Origin of the sequence: Nocardia iowensis (assembly GCF_019222765.1) — a bacterium.
GTDB classification, from domain to species: Bacteria; Actinomycetota; Actinomycetes; order Mycobacteriales; family Mycobacteriaceae; genus Nocardia; species Nocardia iowensis.
On sequence record NZ_CP078145.1, the window covers coordinates 3,514,869 to 3,527,291 of the forward strand.

Annotated in this window: 8 protein-coding genes; 5 read left to right on the forward strand and 3 right to left on the reverse strand. The window is 68.6% G+C overall.

What is annotated here, in order from left to right:
* Positions 1-35 precede the first annotated feature (35 nt).
* Complete coding sequence (locus tag KV110_RS16260) at positions 36-1,358, forward strand: sensor histidine kinase (RefSeq protein ID WP_218477023.1); 1,323 nt, start codon at positions 36-38, stop codon at positions 1,356-1,358.
* A gap of 67 nt (positions 1,359-1,425) precedes the next feature.
* On the forward strand, positions 1,426-3,195 hold the full coding sequence (locus tag KV110_RS16265; protein WP_218477024.1) for a trypsin-like serine protease: 1,770 nt from the start codon (positions 1,426-1,428) through the stop codon (positions 3,193-3,195).
* A gap of 85 nt (positions 3,196-3,280) precedes the next feature.
* Here KV110_RS16265 and KV110_RS16270 read toward each other — a convergent pair whose 3' ends face one another.
* Positions 3,281-3,982 (reverse strand): TetR/AcrR family transcriptional regulator, encoded by a 702-nt coding sequence (locus KV110_RS16270; RefSeq protein ID WP_218477025.1) that lies wholly within the window; start codon positions 3,980-3,982, stop codon positions 3,281-3,283.
* 140 nt (positions 3,983-4,122) lie between these two features.
* On the opposite strand from KV110_RS16270, the gene KV110_RS16275 reads away from it, so the two are divergent.
* From KV110_RS16275 to KV110_RS16285, 3 genes are all read left to right on the forward strand, one after another.
* Positions 4,123-5,025: an NADP-dependent oxidoreductase gene (locus KV110_RS16275; RefSeq protein ID WP_218477026.1), complete on the forward strand. Its 903-nt coding sequence runs from the start codon at positions 4,123-4,125 to the stop codon at positions 5,023-5,025.
* A 92-nt stretch (positions 5,026-5,117) separates the two neighbouring features.
* Positions 5,118-6,668: an MFS transporter gene (locus KV110_RS16280; protein WP_218477027.1), complete on the forward strand. Its 1,551-nt coding sequence runs from the start codon at positions 5,118-5,120 to the stop codon at positions 6,666-6,668.
* The gene (locus KV110_RS16285) at positions 6,665-7,762 is read left to right on the forward strand and encodes an SGNH/GDSL hydrolase family protein (protein ID WP_246634577.1); all 1,098 of its coding nucleotides are present in this window, start codon (positions 6,665-6,667) and stop codon (positions 7,760-7,762) included. Before KV110_RS16280 ends, KV110_RS16285 begins: the two co-directional genes overlap by 4 nt.
* Before the next feature lie 59 nt (positions 7,763-7,821).
* Here KV110_RS16285 and KV110_RS16290 read toward each other — a convergent pair whose 3' ends face one another.
* Together KV110_RS16290 and KV110_RS16295 are read right to left on the reverse strand one after the other, a co-directional pair.
* Positions 7,822-10,587 carry a condensation domain-containing protein gene (locus KV110_RS16290; RefSeq protein WP_218477029.1) on the reverse strand — a complete coding sequence of 922 codons (2,766 nt, stop codon included), beginning with the start codon at positions 10,585-10,587 and terminating at the stop codon, positions 7,822-7,824.
* Positions 10,584-12,422, reverse strand: a complete 1,839-nt coding sequence (locus tag KV110_RS16295; protein WP_218477031.1) for a non-ribosomal peptide synthetase — start codon at positions 12,420-12,422, stop codon at positions 10,584-10,586. The genes KV110_RS16290 and KV110_RS16295 overlap by 4 nt, the downstream gene beginning before the upstream one ends.
* Position 12,423: the final 1 nt, after the last annotated feature.

Genomic DNA, 12,423 nt, shown 5'->3' on the forward strand with positions numbered 1-12,423 from the left:
TACTGTCCAGCCTGCGCGGGCGAATCCTGGTTGCGATGGTCTCCGTCGCCTGCGCCACGGCGGTCCTGACGGGCGGCGCGCTGGCGGTGAAGACGCGAAACTGGGTGTACGAGGGCGCGCAGGAAGCGGTGTTCTCGGAATTCAGGCACGATATGCAGAACTATTTCGGCAAAGGACAATTCGTTACTGTCGACGAGTTGTCGTCGGAATACACCGTGACGGTGGACGGCGTCGTGGTGCGGCAGGGGGAAACCAGAATCGGAGAATTCTCCTCCGGCCTGCGGGAAGGGCTCGACCGGTCCAGTGATATCTACCTCTTCGAGCGACTGCCAGGACAGCGAGTGGGCGTGGGTTACGCTGTGGCCGAACGAGATCGCCCGGAAGCAGGCCATCTTTCCGTGTACACCATCCGGAAGTTGGACGGCGTGCCGGAGAAGCTGAATCAACTGGCTTGGATCATCTCAGTGTCGGTGCTCGGCTGTGCCGTGCTCGGCGCTCTGCTCGGATTCGGGCTCACGACATCGATCGTTCGGCCGTTGCGGCGCATCGAGAACGCCGCTCGCCGAGTGGCCGACGGCGAGGCGATCAGTGCACTGCCGGACACGACCCTCACCGAATTGCGGGACGTCACTACGACATTCAACGATATGGTCGACCGCCAGCGAGAGATCGTCAGGGGCCTGGTCGAACAGGACGAGCGCGCGCAACGCTTCGTCAGCGACGTCGCACACGAACTGCGCAGCCCCCTGGCGGCGCTCGTGCCGGCCGCCGAGGTGCTCGATGAAGAGCTCACCGACCGCGACGGTGATATCGGGACCGCGGCGCGCCTGATCGGGTCCGAGATCAATGGCCTTGCGCGGCTGGTGGAGGATCTGCTGGAGATGTCCCAGCGCGATCAAGGCCATGCGGTGGTCCTGTCCGAGACCGTCGACCTGGTCGAACTGACCGCCCGAACGCTCAGATTGCGCGGCTGGGCCGATACCGTTGCGGTCACACACGAATTCGGCGAGGAACGAACCATCCGCAGTGACCCCCGCCGGATCGAGGCCATTATCGCGAACCTCGTCGGTAATGCGTTCCGGCACGGTCGGCCTCCGATCGCCGTCGTGACAAGGCGGGGACCCGATCGAGTACGGATCGAAGTCCGTGATTCCGGACCAGGAATCCCGGCCGGGCACGTGGAGCGCGTTTTCGAGCGACTGCACAAAGTGTCCGAATCCCGCACGCGCACCGGGGGAGCGGGCCTCGGGCTAGCCATCGCCCGGGAGAACGCCCGACTGTTGGGCGGTGACCTGACCTACCGTCGAACCGGTGACACCACCGTGTTCAGCGCGGAACTGCCCACCGGGGATCTGTGAGGGTGTTGCGATGTAGGTGATGTCCCGTGGCGACGGTTCGGTGATGTCGGTGAAGAGAATCGATTTCATGACTCTTCGCAGACGTGTATCCGCGCGGGTGTCTCTGCTGGCGACCGCCGGGCTCTTGATGGTGTGCGGTGGATTCGCGGCCGGTTCACCGGCACATGCGATCAAGGGTGGAAGTGAAGCGGGTGAGGCGTATGGATTCCTGGGTTCGCTGCAACGGTTGGACTCTCCACGCGAGGACCTCCACGTCTGCGGCGTCGCGTTGGTGGCTCCGCGATGGGGCATCACCGCGGGGCACTGTGCGCGCAGTGCCGCAGACTCGCCCGGTGCACGTCCGCCCAGCGGCCGCCCGGTCGGCTGGCAAGTGCGGTTCGGTTCGACGACAGTCGACACGGGCGGTGACCTGGTCCAGGTAGAGCAGTTCATCAAGAAGTCGACCGGGATCGGGCGCGCGGCAGACGATGTCGCCCTGTTGCGTTTCGATCGGCCGGTGCGGCAGGTTCCTGTCGCTGTGGCCGCCGAAAGACCCGCAACGGATACCGATGTGCGGATCATGGGGTGGGGAGCGCTGAATGTCGAGTGCGGCCGGAACTATGACGATCCCTTGTGTTATGCGAAAACTCTCCGGCAGGCCGACACGAAAGTTCAACCCCAGCAAACCTGCTCCCTCGAGCGCGATCCGGACATCTTGTGTATCGGATCGCTGGACGGCACTGTCGGCCCGGAGGACATGGATTCCGGTGGTCCCGCCGTCGTCCGCGACGGACACCAGTGGAAGTTGGTGGGCTTGACGGAAGGAGGCGCGGATACCGGCACCCTGCAGGCACCTTCGATGTACGTCAGCGTTGCGCGCCACGAAGATTGGATCAGGGGATACACCGAAGGCCGTACCCCGGTGCCGCCGGACTCGCCGCCGCCCATACCACCGGTCAATGGGACGGTCACTGTCGTAGGATGCTCCGGCTCGGTGATCCGCGGTTCGCAGGCCCAGCCGAACGACCACGTGCTGATCCTCACCGCCGGGCACTGCGTCGATCCCCGTCCACGCCCCGCGGAAGCGTCCGGGCGGCGACCGGTCACACAGACGGTCCAGGTCATCGGGAGGGACGGGAACTCGGTCCTGCGCACAAAGACGACCGACCTGCTCTACGCCACCATGACCGACACCGATCTCGCCGTTTACCGACTCGATGCCACCTATTCCGACCTCGATCGCCGCGGGGTCGAGATATTCACTCTCTCCGACCGGAATCCAGCACCCGGGCAACGGGTGCAGGTGCTGTCCGGCGCATGGCAGAAGGGTTTCGACTGCGCGGTGGACTCGATTGTCGAGACGCTGCGAGAAGGCGGATACGCGCAGCGTGACGCCCTCCGCTATGTGAAGAACGGCGCCTGCGGGCCCGGCCCGGGCACATCGGGTTCGCCGATCGTCGACTCCGAGGGAAAGATCATCGGGATCCACAACACCAGCGCCTACCTGAAGAACTCCGCCGAGGATCAGCTGCCGCCAGAAGACAGAACCACCCCACCCGCGGCCTGCGCGGAGAACAATCCCTGCGAGGTCGGTCCCGACGGGAAAGCCGCCTCCCACGAAGGCGCGCACTACGGCCAACGGCTGATGGGCCTCAACGCCTGCATCAGCCAGGGATCCGAACTTCAACTGGGAGGTTCCGGTTGCAATCTGCCGAAACCCACTGTCGCTGCCGGCATTTCGCCCACCGCCTCGGATCACAAACCCCGGAGTATGACGACAATGGTGGTGGCCATTCTCGGGGGTATCGCACTCATCGGTTTGGGCATCGGCATAGTGATGATTCGTCGCTCCCGTTGAACCGCAAAGTGATTCACGGCTCGGCCATAGTGCTGCGTCGTACAGCTTGTTTTGGATAATCCCCAGCCAGGGATCACGCCCGCCGTTAGCGGTGTGCGAGGCCGTCGATCATCAGGGCGAGGGTGAAGTCGAACCGGTCGTGGCCCTCGCCGGCGGTGATCTCGGCGGCGTGGCGGGTGGTATGGGGGAAGGTCTCGGCGGGCAGGGCGGCGAAGCGACGCAGCAGTTCGTCGCGTTCGCGGACCCAGATGCCGTCATCCTGCGCCGACCGCTGCTCCGCGATCGAGACCTCGAGGCAGTAGGCGGCCACGTACAGCAGAAGGGCGTCACAGGCCCAGGCCGCGGCCTGCGGGACGACGCCGCCCGCCAGCAGGATCGCAAGCATTCCTTCGCTGACGCGCACGATTTCCAGGTCGGTGGGTGCCATCGCGAGGACGGCGCGGGAGATACCGGGGTATTTCAAGTACTGATCGCGCAGCTGGGTGCACACCCCGCGGATCTGCTTTCGCCAGGCCGCAGGGTCGGGCTCGGGCAGCACGAGTTCGGTGCACAGCCGCCCGATGAGTAATTCGTCGAGGTCGGCTTTGTTGACCACATGGTTGTAGAGCGAGGCGGGCCCGGTATCGAGCGCAGTGGCCAGGCGGCGCATCGTCAGCGCCTCGTAGCCCTCGGCGGCGATGACGCGCAGCGCGGTGTCGATGACCTGCTCCACGGTGCGACGCGAGGGCTTGGGGCCGTCGGGATTCGGTCGCAGGTGGCGCGCCGCGCGCCGCTCTTTCGGGTTCACCCCACCACCATAGCTCGACACGAACGTTGTTCGTATCGGCTTGACACGAACAGTGTTCCTACGATAGGAACGGTGTTCGTAACCATGACGATCAACGCTCCGAGCGCGGTCGACCCGCGGCGGCGAGAAGAGGACAGCTCATGAAGGCAGCTCAGTTCAGCCGGTTCGGCGGCCCGGAGGTCCTCGAGATCGCGGACCTCCCGGATCCGCATCCGGGTCCCGGCCAGGTCCGGATCACCGTGCGCGCCGCCGGTGTCAACATGAGCGACTGGAAGAAGCGCCAAGGTCTGATGGACCAGGAACTCCCGCAGACCATGGGGCACGAAGCGGCGGGCATCGTCGACGAGCTCGGCGAAGGCGTCACCGATATCGCCATCGGCGACCGCGTGTTCGGCTTCTCCGCCGCCAATGGCGCACAAGCGGAACTGACCGTGCTGTCCTGCTACGCACCCATCCCGCCGTCCCTCGGCTTCGCGGCCGCCGCCGCGCTGCCGGTCGCGGTCGAGACGGCCGCGCGTGCGCTCGACCAACTCGATGTGCAGAGCGGCAGCACACTGCTCATCAGCGGTGCTTCCGGAAGCATCGGTCGTGCCGCCGTCCAGCTCGCCGTGGCACGGGGCGCGCACGTGATCGGTACCTGCGGCCCTGGCAACCACGATCTGATCCGCTCGCTCGGCGCCGAACCCGTCACCTACGGAGACGGCATGGCGCAGCGGGTCCGTGCACTCGCCCCCGACGGCGTCGACCGGGCGCTCGATGTCGCCGGAAGCGGCATCCTGCCCGAACTCATCGACCTCGCGGGTGGCCCGCAGCACGTCATCACCATCGCCGACTTCGCCGGCGCGCAGCAGTACGACGTGCGGTTCAGCAAAGGCGACGCGGGTCGTGCCCTCTACATGCTCGGCCAGATCGGCGACCTGGTCGAGTCCGGCCGGTTCTCACTGCCCGTCGGGCAGACGTTCCCGCTGACCGAAATCGCGGAGGCACATCGCGTCGGCGAAGCGGGTCAGGTGCGCGGAAAGCTCGTGCTGCTGGTCGGCTGACGCGGCATCCGATGTCGGGTGTTCGAACTTCCGAGTCACCAACGGACCATTCCGCGACCCGCGTGGTCGCGCGCTCAACCGAGAGATCTCCCATGAATTCTGCCAGCTCATCGACCAGAACAGCCCGGTCGGCTCCACAGCAGGCTCCCGGCGACGCCGTACGTCCCAAGCACAGCGGGGCGAACCGCTGGCTGGCGCTCGTCGTACTGAGCCTCGCCCAGCTGATGGACATCCTGGACTCCACCATCATGGCCATCGCACTGCCCTCCGCCCAGCACGACCTCGGATTCCCCGCCGACTACCGGCAGTGGGTGCTGACCGGCTACGCGCTCGCGTTCGGCAGTCTCCTGCTCCTCGGCGGCCGACTCTCGGACTTCTTCGGGCGCAAGCGATTGTTCCTCATCGGCGTCGGCGGATTCGCGCTCGCCTCGGCGGTCGGCGGCGCCGCCGGAGACTTCACGACTCTGCTGGCCGCGCGAATCGGCCAGGGAGCATTCGCCGCGATGCTCGCACCGGCGGCCCTGTCACTGCTGTCGATCACCTTCGCCGACAACGCCAAGGAACGCGGCCGCGCGTTCGGGATCTTCGGCGCGATCTCGGGCGCGGGCGGCGCGGTGGGGCTGCTGCTGGGTGGCGTCCTCACCCAAAGCCTGTCGTGGCGGTGGTGCCTCTACGTCAACCTGATCATCGCGGCGGTCGCGTTCGTCGGCGGGCTGTATCTCCTCCACGACGGCGACCGGCCGCGGCGGGTCCGGCTCGACCTCAAGGGCACGGTCACCGTGGTGCTCGGCCTGATCGGAATCGTCTTCGGCCTCGGTACCGCCGAAACGAACGGCTGGCACGACGTCCGGACGCTCGGACCGGTGATCGCGGGCGTCGTGCTCATCGCCGTGTTCGTGCTCATCGAACGCCGCACCGCCCACCCGTTGCTGCCCTTGCGGGTGATCCTGGACAGGGTCCGGGGAGCGGCGTACCTGACCATGGGCATCGCCGGGATCGGGATGTTCGCGGTCATGCTCTTCCTCACCTACTACCTCGAAAACACGCTGGGCTTCACCCCCATCCAGACCGGCCTGGCGTTCCTCCCGATGATCGGCCTGGTCATGACGGGGGCCGTGTTCTCCGGGGCGGTGCTACTGCCGCGCACCGGACCCCGGCCGCTCGTCCCGATCGGCTGCCTCCTCGCCGCGATCGGCATGGTGATCCTCACCGGAATCGGTGCCGGGTCGAGCTACGGCGCGAACGTCTTGCCCGCCCTGCTCGTCACGGGGGCAGGATTCGGGTTCATCTTCGGCCCGGTGCAGAACGCAGCGACCAGCGGCGTCCGGTCGCACGACGCCGGAGTGGCCTCCGCGCTGGTGACCACGGCCCAGCAGATCGGTGGATCCATCGGAACGGCGGTGTTCAGTTCGCTAACCACCACAGCGATCGCGAGCTACCTTTCGGCGCACCTCGCGACCGCTACCCAACCGGCAACCATCGCCGAAGCGACCTTCGCCGGCTACCACCTGGTGTTCTGGGTCGCGGCAGCGGTCTTCCTGAGCAGCGCCGTACTGGCCGCCCTTCTTTTCCGCAGCGGCGCCCTTCCGGTCGCCGCGGGCCACGCCTCCGCCGCCGACCACGACGAGGAGCACACGCCATGACTCACCACATCTCCCTGCCCGACGACAGGGTCGCGATCCTCGGCGCGCTGGATCTGGAACGCACCCCGGCCGGGGTGCGCCCACGACGGCTCCCGGCGTGGACCCGGCCGCGCATGAACGACGGCATGCTGGATCTGGTCGTCTCGCAGGCGGCCGGAGTCCGCCTGCGCCTACGCACGGCAGCGCGGTCGCTGGCGCTCGGCGTGCACGTCACCGTGCTGGAAATGGACGGTAGCCCACTGCCTGCCTCGTTCGACCTCGCCGTCGACGGCACGGTGCTCGGTCGCGTACCGGCCACGGCGGGAGATGTGCTGAGCTTCGCCGCCGACCTCACCGACACCCGGCTGAGCCCCGGCCACCCCGAGACCGTGCGTTTCGACGACCTGCCTGGTGGAGAGAAGGAGGTCGAGATCTGGTTGCCGCACGGCGCGACGGTCGAGTTACGCACGCTCGACTCCGATGCGCCGCTGCTCGCGCCGACCCCACCGCCCGGTGTGCCATGGACGCACTACGGCTCCTCGATCAGTCACGGACTCGAGGCCCCCGCCCCGACCCTGACCTGGCCTGCCATCGCCGCTCTGACGACCGGCGCCGCGCTGACCAACCTCGGGTTCGGCGGCAACGCCATGCTCGACCCGGAGGTCGCTCGTGCCATCCGGGACACCCCGGCCGACCTGATCACGCTCAAAGTCGGGATCAACATCGTCGGGGACGCATCGATGCGCGAGCGCACCTTCGTCCCGACCGTGCACGGGTTCCTGGACACGATCCGCGAAGGCCATCCGGACACGCCGATCGTGCTCGTCTCGCCGACCTCCTTCGCCGAACTGGAGACCACGGCCGGCCCCGTCGCGTTCGACCCGGAGACCGGCCGCAAACGCGCCCTGGGTTCCGCGGGTGCCGGAGCGCTGACACTGACCAGCGTCCGCACGCTGCTCGCCACGGTCGTCGACATCCGCGAAGACCCGGCACTGCACTACCTCGACGGGCGCGAGCTCCTCGGGCCGGACGAGGCCAGGTCGCTGCCAGACGGCCTGCACCCGACCCGGCCGCGCACCTGCGGATGGGCGAACGAGCCGCTCGGCTGCTCCTAGGCCCAGCTGTGACCGACCCACCACGACGGCGACAACAGCTCCTTGACTCGCCAGAGCTATCAGCACACCACCCCGCCTAGCATGGCCCTGATCGTTGATCTCCAGTCCTCGCCTGGTTGCTCTGCCAGGTGTGCGGCGAGTGTTTGTGCATCGAAGTGCGGTGCGCGGCGTAGCTCGGGCAGGGCGGGGCCGGGGGTGCGGACGGGTTCGGCGCTGGTGTCGAGGAGTTGGGCGAGTTCGGTGGCGAGTTCTGCCCAGCGGATGTGTCCGCCGATGGCGTTCACGACGCCGTGGACTTGGCGTTCGGCGCAGGCGACGATTGCGCGTGCCAAGGCGGCGGCGTGCACCCATGGGGTGCCGTACCAGCCGTCGTCCGGTAGCGGGACCGTTCCGCCGTGCTGGACCGCCTGGAACAGCGATCCCGTTGCTCCCCAACGTAATTGGTCGCGTAGTCGGGGGTGCGGTCCCCATACGATTGGTGCGCGCACCGCGCAGCCTGCACCGCGGTCCTCGGCCGAGGCGGTCCATAGCATCTGCTCGCAGTCGAGTTTGGCTCTGCCGTATGGGCTGAGCGGCTCTTCCGTGGCGGCGCCCTCGGCCACGGACGTACCCGTGGGCTGACCGTAGGCGTCGATACTGCTGACGAAGACGAACGGGCCGTGCTGCCAGCCGTCGAGCAGAGCGCGCATGGCGGCGCGGTCCACGTCCGGCGCGGTGAATGTGCAGGCGGCGTGGATCACCGCGTCGGCGCCGGATACGGCGGCCCGGAGGCTGTCCGGGTCGGCGAGTTCCCCTTCGACCACCTCGATATCTGAGCCGTGGACCAGGTGCGCCGAGTCCGGGCGCGCGAGGGCGCGTACCGGGTGGCCGCGTGCGACCAGTTCCCGGACTATGAACGCCCCGACACCCCCGGTGGCACCGGTGACCAGTACGGTTCCTGGCCGTGTCCCGGACCGTCGGCGGGCGGGTGCGCTCTGCTCGCGCTGCCGGGCCCGCTCGTCGAGCAGGGCCGCGAGTGCGGATGGAGTGCGGTGTTCCAGGATGTCGAGTCCCGTCAGTGGCAGCCGCAACCGCGCTCGCAGGTCCTCGGCGAGTCGCACGGCCATCAGGGACTGTCCGCCGAGTGCGATGAAATCACCGTCGGGCCCGGGGATTTCGCCGAGAACCTCACCGAACGCCGCCATGACCAGCTGTACCCGCTCGCTCAGTGGACGGACCGGCGCGGCGGTTGTTTCCGCTGCACCGGGGAGCCGTGAGCGGTCCACCGTGCCGTCGGACGAGCGTGGCAGCGCGTCGAGCACGGTTACCGCGAGCGGGACCGCGGCCGGTTCGAGTCGTGCCCGCAGTGCGGTGAGTAGCCGGTCGGGGGTCGGTGATCCGGTGCCGCTGGGTACGACGTAGGCGAGCGGCCGCGTCCCGTCGCGAGGGAGCACCACGGCATCGGCGACCTCCGGCCGGTTTCGCAGTATCGCCTCGACACGCGGATAGGGCAGTGGCAGAACGGGATCGGCGGCCATGCCCTGCAGCAGGTTCGCGAACGAGCGCAGCAGTCGATGCGCGGTCTGTTCGTCCAGGCGGGTCCGGTCGTACCGCAGCACACAGCGCGGCCCGTTGCCGGTCGTCTCCTCGAGACACAGGGCGAGACCGAACTTGGCCGCCTCGAGGTCGATTTCGACCGGTTCGGCGGTGCATTCGGGCAGTCGCAGCGCAGGTGGGTCGCCCAGGACGTCGAGGCTCACATCGACAAGTGAGTTGCCCTCCCGGTCCCGGCCCGCGTCGCCCAGGCGCTCGACGATGAGGTCGAACGGGGTATCGCGGTGGTGTTGAGCGTCCAGCAGCGCCGCGCGGACACGCGGCAACAGCGCACCGGCGTCCCGGGCGCCCGCCCATCGCACCCGAATCGGCAGGGTGTTGACGCACAAACCCACCAGGCCCCGTTCGCGTTGGCCGCTGGCGCAGCCGATGACCATGTCGTCGGTGCCGGTGATCTCGTGCAGGGCCGCGAAGGCCGCGGCGAGGACCACCGTGAACACCGTGGCCCCGTATGCCTTTCCCGTTCGCCGGAGTCCGGCCATCACGTCCGGCGGCAATGGCGCCGCCAGCGTGCGTCCTTCGCCGCGCCGCGGACCGGCGGATGTGCTCGGGCGGGGGAGCGGTACGGGCCGGGCACCGGCGAGGCGCTCGGCCCAGTGCGTGACGGCGGAACTATCTCGATCCCGCTCGCGTCGAGCGAACTCCAGGTAGCTGGGGGCGGGTTCCGTGGTGAGGGGACGGCCGTCGCGAACCTGCTCGTACAGTGCGCCGAGCTGATCGGCGAGCAGGGCGAGCGAACCACCGTCCACCGCGATGTGATGCAGCGTCAGCAACACGGTGTGGTCCTCGGGTCCATGCCGGACGACCAGCGTGCGCAGCACGGGTCCGGTCGTCAGGTCGAAGCGGCCAGCCGCCTCCTCCGCGAGCTGTCGGCTGCCGTCGCCGTCGGCATCCACCACGGTCACCGGCACCGGCTGGGGAGCCACCACCTCCTGGTACGGTTCGCCGTCTCGCTGCCCGTATCGCGTGCGCAGCACCTCGTGCCGGGTCACGAGGGCGGTCAAGGCCCGTTCGAGCGCCGCCACATCGAGCGGTCCGCGCAACCGGGTCGCGAACGGTACGTGATACGCGGCCCCGGCCCGACTCAGTCTGTCCATCAACCACATTCGCCGCTGAGCGTGCGACAGCGGCGCGGGTCCGGCGGGCCGGGGCGGCACGGGCGCCCGGTTCCTGGCGTGCTCGCGGGCCAGCCGAAGCAATTCCTCTTGTTCGCGGTGCGCGGCGGTGGTCATCGAACCAGCTCCGGTTCGCTGCGGAGGGCCTGTTCGACGAGCGCGGCGACGCCCGAAAGGGTCTGGGCGGCAAGGAAATCGGCGAGCGACAGCTTTACGCCCAAGTCCTCGTGCAGGTCCTCGACGATGCCGAGGGCCATGAGGGAGTGCCCACCAAGGCCCAGGAAATCGGCCGCGGGGTCGGTGATGTCGTGATTCAGTGCCCGCGCCCAGACCTCGGCCACTGCCTGCTGGATTGGGGTGAGGTCGCGAGCTTCGGGCGCTGGCGCGTCTGTGCTCGGCGGGCGCTCGTCCAGTGCTTGCTGGTCGAGTTTGCCGTGAGTATCCAGTGGGCGTACGGCCAGTGCCCGCCGGTCGAGTTTGCCGTGCGCGGTGAGCGGCATTTCGGGCAGCAGTTGCCAGGCGTTCGGCACCAGGTGGGCGGGGAGTCGGCCTGCCAGATGCTCACGCAGCTCGGTCACGTCGGGGCAGTGTCCTTCGGCCGGGACCAGGAAGGCGGTCAGCAGTGCGTTGTCCGGCGTCGGATGTTGTACTACCACGGCGGCATCCGCCACTCGAGGATGTCCCCGCAGAGCGTGCTCGATCTCGGCCGGCTCTATCCGGTAGCCGCGAACCTTGACCTGATCGTCGACGCGGCCGTGGAAGTCCAGGGTGCCGTCCGGGCGGGCCGAGACCACGTCGCCGGTGCGGTACAGCCGCCCCGCCGACGGGTGGTCGATGAACCGCTCGGCGGTCAACTCGGGTCGTCCGAGGTAGCCGAGGGCCAACCGGGCACCGCCGAGCCAGAGTTCACCTTGCTCGCCCGGGGCGACCGCCGCACCGTGTTCGTCGAGGACGACCGCGGTCGCCGCCTGGATGGGCCGGCCGATGGGCGGCGGGCCCGCGCAGTCGGTTTCCCGTACCCGGTGAGCGGTGGCGAACGTGGTGGCCTCGGTCGGACCGTAGCCGTTGACCAACTCCAGCCAGGGCCGGTGGCGCAGCACCGTGCGGGCGTGCTGGGCCGACAGCTGCTCGCCACCGACCACGACGGTGCGCAGCACGTCGAAGATCGGCGAGCGCCGGGCAGCGAGGTGGTGGAACAGCGAGGTGGTGAACATCGCCACCGTGGCGCCGAGTCGCTGCACGTCGGCAGCGAGGCCGTCGAGCGAGTGCCGGTCGGCGGTGGAGGCCACCACGGCGGCCCCGTTGGCCAGTGGGGTCCACACTTCGAACATGCTGGCGTCGAAGGTCATCGGCGAGTGGTACAGCACCCGGTCACGGGCGGTGACGGTGACGTATTCCGGTTGGGCGGACAGGGTGGCGACGGCCCGGTGCGGTACGGCGACCGGTTTGGGCTCGCCGGTCGATCCCGACGTGTAGAGCAGGTACGCGATGGTGTCCGGTGCGAGGAGCGCCGCGGGAATCGGCTCGGGGTACGTGTCGTCGGTCTCCGCGAGTGCCAGGACGCGTTCGGCCGGTATTGCCCTGTCCGCCAACAGGTTTGCGTCGCCCACGAGGAGAGCGGCGGCCGCGGTCATCGTGTGCAGGCGTGCCGCCGGATAGGCGGGATCGAGCGGCACGTAGTAGCCGCCGGCCCACCACACGGCGAGCTGGGCCACCACGGCCCGGACCGAGTGCGGCACCAACAGCCCGACCGCCTGCCCGTGCTCCAGGCCGCGCTCGCGCAGCGCGGCGGCGAGCCGCGCGGCGCTGGTCACCAATTCCCGGTAGGTCAGGTACGTTTCACCGTCGGACACCGCGAGGGCGTTCGGGGCGGTGGTGGCGTGGCTGGTGATGAGGTCCACCATGGATGCCGTCGTGCTGGACATGGTTGCTGTTGTCTCCGATTCGGTCATG

What these genes read in the sequence shown, in the direction of transcription:
- KV110_RS16275 (WP_218477026.1), top strand. Translation starts at nt 4,123, where the DNA reads ATGAAGGCAGCTCAGTTCAGCCGGTTCGGCGGCCCGGAGGTCCTCGAG.
- KV110_RS16295 (WP_218477031.1), bottom strand. Translation starts at nt 12,422, where the DNA reads ATGACCGAATCGGAGACAACAGCAACCATGTCCAGCACGACGGCATCC.
- KV110_RS16290 (WP_218477029.1), bottom strand. Translation starts at nt 10,587, where the DNA reads ATGACCACCGCCGCGCACCGCGAACAAGAGGAATTGCTTCGGCTGGCC.
- KV110_RS16260 (WP_218477023.1), top strand. Translation starts at nt 36, where the DNA reads ATGGTCTCCGTCGCCTGCGCCACGGCGGTCCTGACGGGCGGCGCGCTG.
- KV110_RS16285 (WP_246634577.1), top strand. Translation starts at nt 6,665, where the DNA reads ATGACTCACCACATCTCCCTGCCCGACGACAGGGTCGCGATCCTCGGC.
- KV110_RS16280 (WP_218477027.1), top strand. Translation starts at nt 5,118, where the DNA reads ATGAATTCTGCCAGCTCATCGACCAGAACAGCCCGGTCGGCTCCACAG.
- KV110_RS16265 (WP_218477024.1), top strand. Translation starts at nt 1,426, where the DNA reads ATGACTCTTCGCAGACGTGTATCCGCGCGGGTGTCTCTGCTGGCGACC.